This is a genomic window from Streptomyces sp. CA-210063 (assembly GCF_024612015.1).
In the GTDB taxonomy this organism is placed as follows: Bacteria; Actinomycetota; Actinomycetes; order Streptomycetales; family Streptomycetaceae; genus Streptomyces.
In genome coordinates this window covers 1,210,918-1,225,848 of record NZ_CP102512.1, presented here as the reverse complement: position 1 = coordinate 1,225,848, position 14,931 = coordinate 1,210,918, and the positions used below count along the sequence as shown (strand labels likewise).

Below are 14,931 nucleotides of genomic sequence, written 5' to 3'. Positions count from 1 at the left end.
CCGTCCCGGCATGGTGTGTTGTCGCATCCGGCCCGCACGGCCGCTCTCTGTGCAGACCGCGTCACCGCGGCGGACGAAGGAAGTGATCTTCATGCGTACTGTGGAAGCCCTTTCCGGCGGGGAGTGGGTGACGACCGGCGACTGGATCGACGTCCACGACCCGGCCGACGTCCGCGCCCCGATCGCCCGCGTCCCCGCCCTCGCCGCCAAGGACGTCACCCGCGCCTACGACCACGCCGAGCGGGCCTTCGCCGGATGGAAGCGCACCAGCCCCTTCGAGCGGGCCCGGATCCTCACCGACGCGGCCCGGCTGATCCGCGAGCGGGTCGAGGAGATCGCCGCCGACGTCACGGCCGAGAACGGCAAGACGCTCACCGAGGCGACCGGCGAAACCCTCAAGGCCGCCGACTTCCTGGAGTACTACGCCGGTCTCGCCCGCCAGGGCTACGGCACCCTCCTGCACGACGTACGCCCGAACCACCGCACCCACACCCAGCGCGAGCCCATCGGCGTGATCCTGGTGATCAGCCCCTGGAACGACCCGCTGATCACCCCGGCCCGGAAACTCGCCCCGCTGCTCGCGGCCGGCAACGCGGCCGTCTTCAAGCCGGCCACCGAGACCCCGCTGTCCGGCCTGCACTTCGCCCGTGCCCTGCACGACGCGGGGCTGCCGGCGGGCGTGCTCAACGTGGTGACCGGGCGTACGGCGGAGATCGAGGAGGCCCTGCTCGACGACCCCCGGATCGTCGGCATCACCTTCACCGGCTCCAACGCCGTCGGCAACCGCATCCGCCGCCGCCTCGCCGACCGCAACGTCCGCTTCCAGGGCGAACTCGGCGGCAAGAACGCCTCCGTCGTCCTCAAGGACGCCGACCTGCCGGCCGCCGCCAAGGCCGTCGTGGCGGCCTCCTTCGGCCAGGCCGGCCAGCGCTGCACCGCCACCAGCCGGGTCGTCGTAGAGCAGCCGGTGTACGAGGAGTTCACCCGGCTGCTGGTGCTGGAGGTGGCGGAGCTGACGATCGGCCCGGGCAGCGACCCGGCGACCACCCTGTGCCCGCTGTCGAGCCCCAAGCAGCGCGACAGCGTCCTCGCCGACATCGACAAGGCCGTCGAGCAGGGTGCCGTCGTCCTCACCGGCGGTACGGCCGACACGGAGGGCGAGCGCGCGCACGGCTGTTACGTCCGGCCGACCGTCCTCGCCCACGTCACCCCCGAGACGGCGATCTGGCGCGAGGAGGTCTTCGGGCCGGTCCTCGCCGTCCGCGCGGTCGACGACTTCACCGCGGCCGTCGACGCCGTCAACGACTCCGACTTCGGCCTCGCCGCCGCCGTCTTCACCCGCGACCTCGCTTGCGCCCACCGCTTCACGGACGAGGCCGAGTGCGGGCAGGTCGCGGTCAACACCACCACCACCGGCTGGGACGTCCACCTGCCCTTCGGCGGCTTCCGCGACTCCGGCACGGCCTACAAGGAGCAGGGCGACGAGGTCCTGCGCTTCTCCACGCGCGTGAAGACCGTCGCCGTCCACTTCGGCGCGTGACGCCCGTACCCCAAGGAGGCACCGCCATGGCTGACGAGACCATCGGCATCGTCGGCGCCGGCATCGTGGGCCTGGCCACCGCCCGGGAGATCGCCCTGCGCCGCCCCGGCACCCGGGTCCTGGTGCTGGACAAGGAGCACGAGGTCGCCGTCCACCAGTCCGGCCACAACTCGGGCGTCGTCCACGCCGGCATCTACTACGCGCCCGGCAGCCTCAAGGCCGACCTGTGTGTACGGGGAGTGTCCCTGCTGCGCGAGTACTGCCGGGAACGCGGACTGCCGTACGAGGAGATCGGCAAGCTCGTCGTCGCCGTCCGCGAGGACGAGCTGGACCGCATGGAGAGCCTCTACCGGCGGGCCAGGAACAACCACGTGCCGGACCTGCGGAAGATCTCCAGGGAGGAGATCAAGGAGATCGAGCCCAACGCGGGCGGCATCGCGGCCCTGCACTCCCCGCGCACGGCGATCACCGACTACAAGGCGATCGCCCGCGCGTTCGCGAGGGACATCGAGACCTCCGGCGGCGAGATACGCCTCGGCTTCCCCGTCACCTCGATCACCCACGTCCCCGGCGGCATCGAGGTCGCCGCCGGCCAGGACCGGGTCCGCGTCGACCGGCTGATCCTCTGCGCCGGCCTGCACTCGGACGCCGTGGCCCGGCTCGCCCAGGACAAGCAGGAGCCGCGGATCATCCCGTTCCGGGGCGAGTACATGCTGCTCAGGCCGGAGAAGACGGATCTCGTACGAGGGCTGATCTATCCGGTGCCCGACCCGCGCTACCCGTTCCTCGGCGTGCACTTCACGCCCCGCGTCGACGGCTCGGTGGAGGTCGGCCCGAACGCCGTCCTGGCCCTGGCCCGGGAGGGCTACACGCGCGGCCGCGTCTCGCCGAGGGACCTGATCGGTCTCGCCGGCTACCCCGGTTCCTGGAAGATGGCCGCCCGGCACTGGCGTACCGGCATCAGGGAGTACCGCGGTTCGTTCTCCACGGCCGCCTTCATGAAGGACGCGGGGCGGTACGTCCCCGGCGTCGGCGTCGGTGACGTGGTCCGCGGCGGTGCGGGCGTCCGCGCCCAGGCGCTGGACCGGGACGGCACGCTCCTGGACGACTTCCGCATCCACCAGGCCGGCCGGGTCACCGCCGTCCGCAACGCCCCCTCGCCGGCCGCCACGGCCTCGATGGCGATCGCCGGACACATCGTCGACGCCGTCTTCAGCGACGCGTGACGACGCGTCGCGCACACAGTAAATGCCCTGCGTGCAGCGGTGTTCCGCGCAACAACAGCTTGCATCCCCAGAGCTCTGCAAGGCCTCGCGTCCCGCCTAGCGTTCCTCCCACACCACACCACCACGCCCCTTGAGAGAAAGAGTTGAAAGCATGTTCGTTGTCGACACCCAGATCCACATCTGGAAGGAAGAGACCCCGGACCGTCCCTGGGTCCCCGGCGCGCGCGAGCGCATCCGCCTCAACGGACACCGCGAGGACCCCTTCTCGTACGAGGAGGCCCTGGAGCTGATGGACGAGGCGGGCGTCAACCGGGCCCTGATCCTTCCGCCGTCCTGGGAGGGCGACCGCATCGACTACGCCCTTGAGGCGTGCGAGGCGTACCCGGACCGCTTCGGCATCATGGCCCGCATCCCGCAGAACAAGCCCGAAGAGGGAAAGGCCATGCTCAAGGACTTCGCCCAGAACCCGCACGTCAAGGGCACGCGCCTGACCTTCCACCGGCCGATCGACCGCAACTGGATGATCGACGGCACCAACGACTGGTACTGGCCGATCGCCGAGGAACTCCGCATCCCCACCATGGTGCACGCCCCGATCTGGAAGCGGGAGCTCGGCGAGATCGCCGCCAAGCACCCCGAGCTGAAGATCATCATCGACCATATGGGCATCATGGCCCGCTGCGTCGACGACGCGATCGGCTACTGGGTCCAGGAGACCGCCGACCTGGCCGCCCACCCGAACATCTACGTCAAGGTCTCCGCGCTCCCGGGCTACTCCACGCAGCCCTTCCCGAACAACAACATCCAGAAGTACGTGCGCGAGATGGTCGACAAGATGGGCCCGCAGCGCTGCTTCTACGGCACCGACATCACGCGGCTGCTCGGCCACGGCATCACCTACACCGACACGATCGAGCAGTTCACCAAGCACTGGGACTTCACGCCCGAGGAGCTTGAATGGATCATGGGCCGCGGTATCTCCGAGGTCCTGAACTGGCCGATCGAGGGCTGAGGAAGCACGGGAGATGACCGACACCAACAACTCTCCGGGGGTCGACGGCGGCGATGCTCTCGTCTCCGCCTTCAACGCCGTCGGCGCCGACTACCTCTTCTGCTCCTCGGGGTCCGAATGGGCCCCCGTGTGGGAGTCCCTCGCCCGGCGCCACCGGGACGGGCAGCCCTGCCCGCAGTACCTGGACCTGACCCACGAGACCGTCGCGGTCGGCATGGCCACCGGCTACGGCCTCGTCAAGCGTCGCCCGCAGGGTGTGCTCCTGCATGCGGCCCCCGGCCTGCTCCAGGGCTCGATGGCCGTCCACGGGGCGCTGCTCGCGGGCGTCCCCATGGTGGTCAGCTCCTCGGAGTCGACCACCTACGGCGACGGCCCCGGGCAGGATCCGGGCGGCCAGTGGTACCGCAACCTGTCCGTCGTGGGCGGTCCGCACGGCGTGGCCCAGCCCTTCACGAAGTGGTCCACTGAGGCGGCCAGTGTCCACACCCTGCCCACCATGATCACGCGGGCGGGGGAACTGGCCTGGCGAGCCCCGGCGGGCCCCGCGTACCTGAACATCCCGCTGGAGATCCTCCTGGAGGAGTGGGACGGCCGCGAGGCCAAGCCGATCGTGCCGCCGGGCTCCACGCACAGCTCGCCCGAAGAGGTCGACCCGGTCGCGCAGATGATCCGGGAGGCCCGCAATCCCGTGATCGTGACGGAGACGGCGGGTCGCGAGGCGGGCGGCTTCGAGGCGCTCGTCGCCTTCGCCGAGGCGTGGCACATCCCGGTCGTCGAACCCGACTCGGCGGTCTGCGGCAACTTCCCGCGCACCCACCCGCTGCACGCCGGCAGCGACATCGGACCGTGGATGGACGAGGCGGACCTGATCCTCCTCGTCAACTGCCGCGCCCCCTTCTACCCGCCGTCGCGCCGCCCCTCCAGGGCACAGATCGTCGTCATCGACGAGGTGCCGCAGCGCCCGCACGTCGTCTACCAAGTGCTGTACGCCGACAGGTACTTGGAAGGAAACGTCGCCAACACCCTGCGCCAGCTCGCCAAGCGGGCCAAGGATCTCGACGAGACCGCCGTGGCCGCGCGTCGCACGGCGCAGGAGGAACGGCACACCGCCGAAGAGGCCGCGATCGCCGCCGCGGAGGCCAAGGCCACGGCCACGGCCTCGGTCCGAGCCGAGGGCATCGACCCGGTGCTCGTCGCCGCCACCCTGCGCAAGCTGCTGGAGGGCCGGGACGGGATCGTCGTCGACGAGACCATCACCCACAGCCGGGTCGTCAAGCGCCATGTGCGGACCGACGCCCCCGACTCGTACTTCTACGTGCAGGGCGGACTCGGCCAGGGCATCGCGGTCGCGCTCGGCGTCAAACTCGCCGCACGCGAGCGCCCGGTGGTGCTCACGATCGGCGACGGTGCGTTCGCCTACAACCCGGTCATCCCGTCGTACGACGCGTCGAAGGCGTACGAACTCCCGCTGCTGGTCGTGGTGTTCAACAACCGTGTCTACAAGTCGATGAACCTCAATCACCGCAGGTTCTACCCAGAGGGCGCTGCCGCCGAGACGGGGGAGTGGCTCGGCACCGATCTGCACCGGCTGCCCCGACTCGCCGCGTTCGCCGAGCCGTTCGGCATGCACACCGAGACCGTCGACGCCCCGAACGCGCTCGCGCCCGCGCTGGAGCGCGCTCTCAAGGCCGTGTCCGAGGGCACGACGGCCGTCGTCGACGTCCTCGTCACCCGCTGATCCGCGAGTCAGCTCCGCCCCACCGGCGAACGAGCCAAGAAAACAGGAGGCACCCGCCACCATGACCGACACACCGACCCCCAAGCCGGGCAAGGTACGCCTCCCCGCCGAGGACCTGCGTATCTTCTCCGCCGCGCTGCTGGAGAAGGGCGGCCTCAGCCCGGAGCACGCCGCCACCACCGCCGACGTGTTCGTCTGGGCCGCGCTGCGCGGCGTCGACTCGCACGGCATCGCCCGCGTCCCCGCCTACCTGGAGCTGCTCGCCAAGGGCGTGGCCAACGCGCAGGCCGAGATCAGCATCGAGTCGACCACGCCGGCCGCCGCCGTCCTGGACGCCGACCGCGCCCCCGGCCCGGTGGCGCTCAGCGCGGCGGCCGAGGAGGCCGTGAGCCGGGCCCGCACCACCGGCATCGCCTCGGTCGGCGTGCGCGGCACCGTGCACACCGGCGCCATCGGCTACTACGTCTCGAAGATCGCCGAACAGGGCATGGTCGGCCTCGGCTTCGTCGCCGGCATGCCCAACATGGGCTACACAGGGGTGAAAGGCCCCGCGGTGGCGACCAGCCCGCTCGCCATCGCCGTACCTACGGATCCGTCGTCGAGCCACGCGCCGCTGCTGCTCGACATGGCGACCGCCACCATCGCGCTCGGCAAGATCCGCCAGGCCAAGGCGAGCGGCACCCCGCTGCCGGAGGGCGCGGCCGCCACCGAGGACGGCACCCCCACCACCGACCCCGCGACGGCCGTCATGCCGTTGCCGCTGGGCGGTGCCAAGGGGTCCGGCATGTCCCTCGCGTTCGAGCTGCTCACCAGCGTCCTGGTCGGTGCGCCGATCTTCGCCGCGTTCCACTCGGACGACCCGAAGGGCCGCAAGCACCGCCAGAACGCCCTCCTCATCGCCGTCGACCCGGCCGCCTTCGGAGGTACGGAGGGCTTCACCGAGGGCGTCGGGGCCACGTTGTCCACGCTCAAGGGCCTGCCGGTCGCAGACGGCGCCGACGGCGTGCACTACCCGGGCGAGCGCAGCGCCGCCGTGGCCGTGGAGCGGACCGAGCACGGCATTCCCGTGGCGCCCAAGGTGTGGCGCGAACTCATGGAGAACGCCGAGAAGTTCGGGATCACCCCGCCCACGCCCCTCGTCTGACCGGGGACGGGATCGGATGTCGCCAGCCATCGGAGGGGACGGTTGGCGACTGCTGTTTCCTCAGTGCCGGACAGCTTCCCGCACATGGCGGTCGATCAGGGAGTAGGTCTCCTGCGCCTTCTGCTCGTCCGAGCCGTCGTAGCTGTGGTCGCCCCGGCCACGTCGTGATGCCTGAGCGGAACCCCGTTGGTTGGGGCGATGCCCGTCAGGTTCGCGGTGTCGGAGGTGAGCGGCGACACCAGCCGGTCAGCGCGCAGCCGTACGTCCGGGACGTTTCACGTGTCGAAGACGTCCGCCATCCAAAGTGAAGATCGGCCGGCAACCGTACGGCGACGATGGCGCGGCCTGCCGTGTGTTGCGCGAGGCTCCGGGTCCGGGTGGACTGACCTTCGCGGAGGAACTCGGAGGAACTCTGTCCCGCCGACGACGTGCTGGGCGGCGCCGGCCGGTCGCCCAGAGTTGCATCCCCTTCATCGCCGTCGACCCGGCCGCCTTCGGCGGCGCGGAGGGCTTCACCGAGGGCGTCGAGGCCACGCTGTCCACGCTCAAGGGCCTGCCGGTCGCCGACGGCGTGTACTACCCGGGCGAGCGCAGCGCCGCCGTGGCCGTGGAACGGGCCGCGCGGGGGATTCCGGTGGCGCCCAGGTTGTGGCGCGAACTCATGGAGCACGCCGAGAAGTTGGGGGTCACCCCGCCCACGCCGGTCGCCTGACCGGAGCGCGGGGAACAGAGGTCGCGGTGCCCGACAGGTCCGCGGTGTCGGCTGGGTGGGCGGGCGACACCAGCCGGTCGGTGCGCAGCCGCACGTCCGGGACGTGCGACGTGTCCAAGACGTCGGCCGTCCAGGGCCGCAGCATTGCTTGGCGGCCTTGGCGCGCTTGCTCCGCGCCCCGGTCGGGACAGTGCAGGACCTGGAGCGCGGTCGAGGGGCCCCCTCCTCCAGCGCCTGGCGGCCACGGCCGCCGCGAGTTCGCTGCCCGTGCTTTTCCCGCCCGCGGTGAGCCGGGCACCGTCCCAGCCGTGCTCGGCGCCGTGTTCGGCGACCCAGCGCACCGGGTGTCCCCGGGGGTGATGATCGTCGGCGGTCTGTTCGTGGTCACCGCCTCGCTGCTGCTGATGACGAGTCTCGACGCAGACACCCCCCTTCGCCGATGTCATTTGGCGATTGGCGGTCCTGGTCCTGGCACGGGCTGCGTCATCACGCCGATGACCGCCGTGGCCGTGGCCTCCGTGCCGCCTCGGCAGGCCGGTATGGCAGCGGCCGGCAACAACGGTTTCCGGCAGGTCCGCAGCGCCCTGGGACCGGCCGTGCTGGGCGCTCTGCTGACCGTCCGGGCCCTCGACGCGTTTCCCGGTCACCTCGCCGCCGCCGGGCTGGCCGGGGCCAGCGCGCCGGCATCACCGAAACAGCTCGGGCCGACGGCCTGAGGGCGGTCGCGGAGATGAACGTCCGTGCCGCTTCGGGGCGCGTACGTGCGCTGGGCGCGTCCATGATCGACGGCATGCCCTGTGCCTGCTCGTGGCGGCGGCACTGACCCTCGTGGCCGCGGTGTGCGCGCTCCTGCTGCTGCCCCGGCCACGTCGGAACCCGGCGGGCAGAATCGGAACCGGGCCGAGCAAGGGCGAGGCGGCCGATTCGTCCCGCCTCCATCCCCGAGGCCGTCGGGGCGCGCCAGGTCACTGCCCTCATGGAGCAGGCGTAGCGGTACGTCGCTCGGTGACGGGCCCGCGCGTCGTCACGCCGACGCGCGGGCCACGATCCGGCCGGGCACCGGGGCCAGCCCCTCCTTGTCGATGCCGAGGGCGCTCCGAGCGGCGAGCCGTCCGAGGACCTCGGCATCGATGTGCACGGTGGTGAGCGCGGGCGTCGACAGGGAGCCGTACTCGGTCTCGTCGAAGCCGATCACCGCCACGTCCTCGGGCACCCGCACCCCGAGGTCGCGCAGGGCGGTCAGGCTGCGCAGCGCGATGTCGTCGTCGAAGGCGGCCAGCGCGGTCACGTCCGAGTGCCCGGCCAGGAACGCCTCGACGGCGGCCGCGCCGACTTCCCGGGGCCGCGGGACGACGAAGCGCTCCAGGGGCGGAAGCTCCAGGCGCCGGGCGGCCTCCCGGGCGAATCCGAGGCGGGCCTCGGTCAGCGGGAACTCGTGGTCGGGCATGGCCATCGCGATCCTGCTGTGCCCGCGTTCGGCGAGGTAGCCGATCTGTAGGGCGGCATTGGCGGCGAACCCGCTGTCCCAGTCCTCTTCGATCGGCTCGTGTCCCTGCATGTAGACCTCGCCCAGCCTGAACACCGCGCGCGGCACGATGGCGTCGAGGATCTTCTGCGTGGCCTCGGGCGCAGAGTGTCCGTGCCGGACGAGAAGAACGTGGTCGTGCTCGGCGAGTTCCTCGTCCAGGCCCCGGACGTAGCTGCGGGAGAAGTTGCCCTCCATCGCCCAGTCCACGTTGAGCACCACGATGCGCGAAGACCCCTCTCGCAGGGCGCGGGCGATCCCATGCGGGACGTACCCCAGGTCGTTGGCTGCCTCCAGGACCCGCTCCCGGGTCGCTGCGGAGATCGTCTGCCGCGGGTCGTCGTTGAGGACGAAGCTCACGGTCGCCCGTGACACGCCGGACACCTTGGCCACGTCGCTCAACGTCACCCGGCCAGAACGGCCCATACGGGAACACTCCTTCTCCGACGGACTGGGCGCGCCCGCCCGCGAGCGGCGTCAAGAAAGTGGCGTCCCAGCTCTAGAACGATTAAGCGCTTGGGGCTAGCCTACGCGACTAGATCGTTCCAGTTCTTACCTACTCCATATCTGTCACTAGATCGATTTAGCGCCTGCCGAGATGCAGGCTCGTCGACGTGAAGCATGCGAGAGGAGCGATGCCCCCATGGCGGCACCGAGTCTTCAGGACGGCATCGACCAGGCAGGCTCCGCCGTACGACTGTTGTGGAAGCCCGACGCCGAGCCGTGGCTGCCGGAGGGCATCGAGGACGAGTACGTGGGGTGGCGCCGGGAGCAGGCCGCCTGGCGCTCGACCGTGGCCTTCCTGGATCTGTCCCACCACATGTCCGACACCTTCGTCGAGGGGCCCGACGCCGTCCGGCTGCTGGAGTCGGTGAGCGCCAACGACTACACGCGCTTCGAGATCGGCCAGGCCAAGCAGTTCGTGCCGGTGGCAGGCGACGGCAACATCGTCACGGACGGCATCCTGATGCGTACGGCCGAGGCCGGCTTCGTCCTCAGTGGCATTCCCGCCGCGCAGAACTGGGTCAAGTACCACGGGGAGAAGGGCGGTTACGACGTCGGCTTCATCACCGACCCCGAGGCCCGGTGGCGTGAGGGCCGCGACGCCCGGCTCTTCCGCTACCAGGTCCAGGGCCCGCTGGCCGCGGAGCTTGTCGAGAACGCCTTCGGCGGCCCCCTGCCCGAGGTGAAGTTCTTCCACTCGACGCCGGTGGCCCTCCGCCACGCCCGCTTCCGGGCGCTGCGGCACGGCATGGCGGGCCAGGCGGGGTATGAGTTCATCGGCGACTGGCAGGACGCCGCACTGGTGCGTGACTGCCTCATGGCGGCCGGTGAGCCGCTCGGCCTCGTCCGCGTGGGCGCCCTGGCCTACCCCACAGCCAGCATGGGCAGCGGCTGGATCCCCACCCCGACGCCCGCGATCTACACCGACCCGGATCTCGCCGACTACCGCGCCTTCGTCGGTCTGTTCACGTACGAGGGGCAGAACCCCCTGCACGGCAGCTTCTATTCGGAGCGGATCGAGGACTACTACACCTCGCCCTACGAGCTGGGCTACGGCAGGTCGATCTCCTTCCGGCACGACTTCATCGGACGGGACGCCCTGCTGAAGGCGAAGGAGGGGGTCACGCGTACGCGGGTGACGCTGGTCTTCGACGCCGAGGACGTGCGTTCGGTCATCGGGGGCGGCGAGGACCCGGGCTATGTGCACAGCTACGCCCGCAACCGCGTCGAGATGGCCGCCGGTGAGCTCGCCGGCGTCACCTTCCAGACCGATCCGGTCGACCACCTGGGCACCCTCCTCTCGCTCGCCCTGGTCGACAGCGAGTGGGCGGCGCAGGGAACCGAGGTGTCCGTGGTCTGGGGCCGGCACCCCGGGCCGGGCACCTCTGCCGACGCCGACCTCGGCTTTCCTCGCGTCCGCGCGACGGTCCAGCCGGCGCCGTACGACGATCACGCCCGTCGGCGCTACCGCCGCAACGCCTGAGCCACGGCCACTCCGAACGCGCTGTCCGCGCGCTGCCTCCCCTCAGCGCGCGGGCAGCGCCTCGCGCCGGACAATCGTCATCCGTTACACACCGCAGCAGGCTCCGGGAACCTCCGCCGACGCGATGGCCAGCAGCCGGTGTGCTTTCAACTCGGTTTCCAACAACTCCCGTTCCGGCTCCGACTCCCAGGTGATGCCCGCCCCCGTACCGAACTTCAGGAGTCCCTCGGCTCGGTCGATCCAGAAGGTGCGGATGCCGACCGCCAGTTCGCCGCGGGCGTGGTCTGCGTCGACCCAGCCGATTCCCCCGCAGTACGGACCGCGGGGTGAGGTCTCCAGGGCCTCGATGATCCGTAGGGCTCTCTCCTTGGGCGCCCCGGTGACCGATCCCGGCGGAAAGGTCGCCGCCAGCAGCTCGGGCCAGCCCACGCCGTCACTCAGTCGCCCTGACACCGTGGACACGAGGTGGACGAGCCCCGGGTGCTTCTCCACTGCACACAGGTCGGGCACGGTCACGGAACCGGGGACGCAGACGCGGCCGAGGTCGTTGCGGACCAGGTCGACGATCATCACGTTCTCCGCGTGGTCCTTGTCCAGCAGGTCCGCCTCGGTGCGGCCAGTTCCTTTGATGGGGCCGGAGGTGACGTTTCCGCCGTCGCGACGGAGGAAGAGTTCCGGCGAGGCGGAGGCCACCTCCACACCGTGGCTAGGGACACGGATGACTCCGGCGTACGGCGCCGGGTTGTGCCGTGTGAGCAGTCCGGCCAGTGCCTCCACGTCGGCGCCCTCACCGATGGGAGCGGACAGGACCCGGCACAGGTTCGCCTGGTAGACCTCACCGGCGGCGATGTGCTCACGGATGCGGCTCACTCCGCTCGTGTACGCGAGGCGGTCGAGCGAGGTGGACCAGGCCTCGGCGCGCGGTCCACGCCAGGGCGCCGTGGGGACATGGCGGTCCTCGGTCCGCCGTACGTCGCGGAAGCGGGCGCAAGTCAGACGGCCCTCGAAGTCGGCCACCACGGCCCAGAAGCCCTCGGACTCCAGGGCCGAGGGATCGCTGGTGACGTCGGCGAGACCGGTGGCGAGATGCCCGCCGAGAAGGGCCATGGGAGGGGGTTGGTCCATGCCGCGCCTCCTGCAGGGTGCGGTACCGAAAGAACTGAGTTGCTCCTGTGGTGCAAGCGGCTACGCCGCCACTGCCTCGCGTTCAGCGCCCCATTGGGCGGCACGGAGGGTGTTGACCATGAGCATGGCGATGGTCATGGGGCCGACCCCTCCGGGGACGGGGGTGATGCGGTCGGCGATGCCGTCGAGCTCGGCGGAGCGGACGTCGCCGGTCAGGCCGGCGGGTGTGCGGTGGATGCCGACGTCGATGACGACGGCTCCGGGGCTGACGTGTTCTGGACCGATGAGCCCGCGGACGCCGGTGGCGACCACGACGATGTCGGCGGGCCGGGTGACGGCCGCGAGGTCGGTGGTGTGTTCGTGCGCGACGGACACGGTTGCTCCACGCCGCAGCAGCAGCTGGGTCAGGGGCCGTCCGACCAGTTCGCCCCAGCCGACCACGGCGACCTGGGCTCCTAGGAGGGGGATGCCTTCGGCGTCGAGGAGTTCGATGACGCCGCTGGGTGTGCAGGGGCGCAGTCCGCGTTCCCCGCGGGCGAGCAGGCCGGCGCTGCCGGTGGTGAGGCCGTCGACGTCCTTGGTGACGGGGATACGGTCGATCAGCACGGCCGCGTCCAGCTGCGGGGGCAGCGGGAGCTGGAGCAGGATGCCGGAGACGTGCGGGTCGGCGGCGAACTCGTCGATCACCGCGGCCACGTCGTCCTGGGTGGCGCGTGGGGGCAGGTGGCGGTGGAAGTCGCGCATGCCGGCCTCCCTGATGGCGCGTCGTTTGGCGGCGACGTACACGGCGCTGGCCGGGTCGTCGCCGACGAGGATGGTCGCGAGGCCGGGGGTTCTGCCCGAACCGGTGGCCTTGGCGACCTCCTCGGCGACCTGTGCGCGGATCCGCTGGGCGATCCTGGTGCCGTCGATCGTGGTGGTCATGGTGGCGAACCGCTTTCTTGTCGTGAGGAACGATTCACCCGGGCGAAAGGCTGTGCTGCGTGCGGTCGGCGTGACCGCTGCTGTACGGCGCCATGACCGGGCCGGCCGCCGGTCGTCGCGGTCGGCCGGCTCGGTCACAGGGGTGGCGCACGACAAGACCTGTCCCTGCACCGGGCGGTTTGCGTGCCGGAGAAGCGTCCTCCGTCAGGCGAAGACGATGGTGTGGTTGCCGTCGCGGATGACCCGGTCCTCGGCGTGCCACAGCACGGCGCGGGAGAGCACCGCACGTTCCACGTCGGCGCCGCGGCGGGTGAGGTCGGCTGCGGTGTCACCGTGGCTGACGCGGACGACGTCCTGTTCGATGATCGGCCCCTCGTCGAGGTCCTGGGTGACGTAGTGGGCGGTGGCTCCGACCAGCTTGACGCCCCGCTCCTTGGCCTTGGCGTACGGGCCGGCGCCGATGAAGGCGGGCAGGAAGGAGTGGTGGATGTTGATGATCGGGACGCCGACGTTCTCGATTAAGTCGCCGGAGAGGATCTGCATGTAGCGGGCGAGAACGACGAAGTCGACGTTGCCCTTCAGCAGCCGCAGGTGTTCGGCCTCGGCTGCGGACTTGTCGGCGCCCTGGCAGGGCACGTGGAAGAAGGGGATGCCGAAGCCGCGTACCTCCTCGGCCACATCGGGGTGATTGGAGATCACCATGGCGACGGTGACGGGGAGTTGGCCCCGGCGGTGGCGCCACAGCAGGTCGAGCAGACAGTGGTCGGACTTCGAGGCGAAGATCGCGACCCGCTTGGGGACCGACATGTCCCGCAGCGTGTAGTCGAGCCCGAACCCCTCCACCAGGCGCTTGTCGAGATCGGCCCGCAGCGCGGGCAGCGCGGCTTGGAGGGCGTCGAGGCCGAAGACGGTGCGCTGGAAGAAGGCGCCACCCTGCGGGTTGTCGGAGTACTGGTCCAGCGAGACGATGTTCGCGCCGTGGTCGCTGAGGACCGACGTCACGGCCGCGACGATGCCGGTCGCGTCGGCGCCCTGCACGATGAGCGACGCCTGCTGGGCGAGGGGCTTGTCCGTGGCTGTGCGGGCCGGGGCGTCATGCGTGAGGGTCATGCGAGGCTTTCCTTCCGGAAGCGGGCGGCCCAGTCGGAGGTGGCCTTGAGCCCGCCGAACGTATAGAAGTGGATCTTCAAGTCGCCGTGGCGGGCGGGATCGTAGGCGGCGGCGAGGTCACGCAGGAAACGGTCGGGACCCGCCGTACCCATCAGGTTCGTGATCGAGAACCCGTATTTCTTGACGACGGACGCGCTGGTCCCGACGCCGAAACGGGCCGCGTACGACATGAGTCGGCGCACACCGGCGGGGCCGGGCACCCCGATCCGGATCGGGAGCCCGATGCCCCGGCCGCGGACCTCTTCCACCCAGGTGAGCACCGGGTCGACGTCGAAACCGAACTGGGTGATGATGCCGCCTTCCAGAGGTTGGGCGGCGAGGGCCGTGTGCTTGTCCTGCAGTGCGGACCAGAGTGCGCCGCCGTCGATCTCCGGGTGGCCTTCCGGGTAGCCGGTTATGCCGACGTGCCGGACGCCGTACTCCTGCAGCAGCCCCGTGTCGATCAGGGACAGGGAGTCGGCGTAGGGGCCCCCGGGGTGTGCCGGGTCCCCGCCGACCAGGAACACGTTGTCGCCCGTGCCGTCCGCGTGCAGTCCGGCCAGGAACCGCTCGAAGTCGTCACGCGACCCGAGGCGCCGGGCGGATATGTGCGGCACAGGCACGAAACCGAACCGCTTGACCACGCGGGCCGCGGTCAAGCGCATCTCCAGGTCCTCGTTGCCGAGGAAGGTGACGTTGATGCGGGTGCCCCGGGGGATGGTGTCGCGGGCTTCTTCCAGTTTGGGGACGTCCTTGCCGGTCATCTCCAGGGAGAAGTCCTCAAGGAGCGCCGTGCCGACCGCTGTTCGTGCCGTGCTCGCGGGATTCATCGTCTTGCGACTCGCTTTC

General features: G+C 70.7%; 13 protein-coding genes. 8 read left to right on the top strand and 5 right to left on the bottom strand.

What is annotated here, in order from left to right:
- The first annotated feature begins 91 nt into the window (after positions 1-91).
- The 7 genes from JIX56_RS05335 (at position 92) to JIX56_RS05300 (ending at position 8,088) form a co-directional block, all read left to right on the top strand.
- Positions 92-1,540 (top strand): aldehyde dehydrogenase family protein, encoded by a 1,449-nt coding sequence (locus tag JIX56_RS05335; protein ID WP_257537606.1) that lies wholly within the window; start codon positions 92-94, stop codon positions 1,538-1,540.
- Between the two features lie 26 nt (positions 1,541-1,566).
- The gene (gene lhgO, locus JIX56_RS05330) at positions 1,567-2,766 is read left to right on the top strand and encodes an L-2-hydroxyglutarate oxidase (RefSeq protein ID WP_257537605.1); all 1,200 of its coding nucleotides are present in this window, start codon (positions 1,567-1,569) and stop codon (positions 2,764-2,766) included.
- 151 nt (positions 2,767-2,917) lie between these two features.
- Positions 2,918-3,778 carry an amidohydrolase family protein gene (locus JIX56_RS05325; protein WP_257537604.1) on the top strand — a complete coding sequence of 287 codons (861 nt, stop codon included), beginning with the start codon at positions 2,918-2,920 and terminating at the stop codon, positions 3,776-3,778.
- A 13-nt stretch (positions 3,779-3,791) separates the two neighbouring features.
- Positions 3,792-5,516 carry a thiamine pyrophosphate-dependent enzyme gene (locus tag JIX56_RS05320; RefSeq protein WP_257537603.1) on the top strand — a complete coding sequence of 575 codons (1,725 nt, stop codon included), beginning with the start codon at positions 3,792-3,794 and terminating at the stop codon, positions 5,514-5,516.
- A gap of 61 nt (positions 5,517-5,577) precedes the next feature.
- Positions 5,578-6,660 (top strand): Ldh family oxidoreductase, encoded by a 1,083-nt coding sequence (locus JIX56_RS05315; RefSeq protein WP_257537602.1) that lies wholly within the window; start codon positions 5,578-5,580, stop codon positions 6,658-6,660.
- Positions 6,661-6,964: 304 nt separating this feature from the next.
- Complete coding sequence (locus JIX56_RS05310; protein WP_257537601.1) at positions 6,965-7,372, top strand: Ldh family oxidoreductase; 408 nt, start codon at positions 6,965-6,967, stop codon at positions 7,370-7,372.
- Between the two features lie 308 nt (positions 7,373-7,680).
- Positions 7,681-8,088, top strand: coding sequence for a hypothetical protein (locus JIX56_RS05300; RefSeq protein WP_257551546.1), 408 nt, complete (start codon positions 7,681-7,683; stop codon positions 8,086-8,088).
- 308 nt (positions 8,089-8,396) lie between these two features.
- On the opposite strand, the gene JIX56_RS05295 is transcribed toward JIX56_RS05300, so the two are convergent.
- Positions 8,397-9,323 carry a LacI family DNA-binding transcriptional regulator gene (locus tag JIX56_RS05295; RefSeq protein ID WP_257537600.1) on the bottom strand — a complete coding sequence of 309 codons (927 nt, stop codon included), beginning with the start codon at positions 9,321-9,323 and terminating at the stop codon, positions 8,397-8,399.
- 217 nt (positions 9,324-9,540) lie between these two features.
- Between JIX56_RS05295 and JIX56_RS05290 the strand changes: the two genes are divergently transcribed.
- Positions 9,541-10,884 carry an aminomethyl transferase family protein gene (locus JIX56_RS05290; protein WP_257537599.1) on the top strand — a complete coding sequence of 448 codons (1,344 nt, stop codon included), beginning with the start codon at positions 9,541-9,543 and terminating at the stop codon, positions 10,882-10,884.
- Between the two features lie 84 nt (positions 10,885-10,968).
- Here JIX56_RS05290 and JIX56_RS05285 read toward each other — a convergent pair whose 3' ends face one another.
- The 4 genes from JIX56_RS05285 to JIX56_RS05270 form a co-directional block, all read right to left on the bottom strand.
- Complete coding sequence (locus JIX56_RS05285) at positions 10,969-12,009, bottom strand: chorismate-binding protein (RefSeq protein WP_257537598.1); 1,041 nt, start codon at positions 12,007-12,009, stop codon at positions 10,969-10,971.
- A 60-nt stretch (positions 12,010-12,069) separates the two neighbouring features.
- A complete protein-coding gene (locus JIX56_RS05280; RefSeq protein ID WP_257537597.1) occupies positions 12,070-12,933 on the bottom strand; it encodes a bifunctional 5,10-methylenetetrahydrofolate dehydrogenase/5,10-methenyltetrahydrofolate cyclohydrolase in 864 nt (287 codons plus the stop codon).
- A gap of 204 nt (positions 12,934-13,137) precedes the next feature.
- Positions 13,138-14,043, bottom strand: coding sequence for a formyltetrahydrofolate deformylase (gene purU, locus JIX56_RS05275; protein ID WP_257537596.1), 906 nt, complete (start codon positions 14,041-14,043; stop codon positions 13,138-13,140).
- Entirely contained in the window at positions 14,040-14,912 is an 873-nt protein-coding gene (locus tag JIX56_RS05270) for a methylenetetrahydrofolate reductase (RefSeq protein ID WP_257537595.1), read from the bottom strand. Before JIX56_RS05270 ends, purU begins: the two co-directional genes overlap by 4 nt.
- Positions 14,913-14,931 lie beyond the last annotated feature (19 nt).

Excerpts from the sequence above, each read along its gene's own strand:
- lhgO (WP_257537605.1), top strand. The coding sequence starts at position 1,567 with ATGGCTGACGAGACCATCGGCATCGTCGGCGCCGGCATCGTGGGCCTG.
- JIX56_RS05290 (WP_257537599.1), top strand. The coding sequence starts at position 9,541 with ATGGCGGCACCGAGTCTTCAGGACGGCATCGACCAGGCAGGCTCCGCC.
- JIX56_RS05270 (WP_257537595.1), bottom strand. The coding sequence starts at position 14,912 with ATGAATCCCGCGAGCACGGCACGAACAGCGGTCGGCACGGCGCTCCTT.
- JIX56_RS05295 (WP_257537600.1), bottom strand. The coding sequence starts at position 9,323 with ATGGGCCGTTCTGGCCGGGTGACGTTGAGCGACGTGGCCAAGGTGTCC.
- JIX56_RS05280 (WP_257537597.1), bottom strand. The coding sequence starts at position 12,933 with ATGACCACCACGATCGACGGCACCAGGATCGCCCAGCGGATCCGCGCA.
- JIX56_RS05335 (WP_257537606.1), top strand. The coding sequence starts at position 92 with ATGCGTACTGTGGAAGCCCTTTCCGGCGGGGAGTGGGTGACGACCGGC.
- JIX56_RS05315 (WP_257537602.1), top strand. The coding sequence starts at position 5,578 with ATGACCGACACACCGACCCCCAAGCCGGGCAAGGTACGCCTCCCCGCC.
- JIX56_RS05320 (WP_257537603.1), top strand. The coding sequence starts at position 3,792 with ATGACCGACACCAACAACTCTCCGGGGGTCGACGGCGGCGATGCTCTC.
- purU (WP_257537596.1), bottom strand. The coding sequence starts at position 14,043 with ATGACCCTCACGCATGACGCCCCGGCCCGCACAGCCACGGACAAGCCC.
- JIX56_RS05325 (WP_257537604.1), top strand. The coding sequence starts at position 2,918 with ATGTTCGTTGTCGACACCCAGATCCACATCTGGAAGGAAGAGACCCCG.
- JIX56_RS05285 (WP_257537598.1), bottom strand. The coding sequence starts at position 12,009 with ATGGACCAACCCCCTCCCATGGCCCTTCTCGGCGGGCATCTCGCCACC.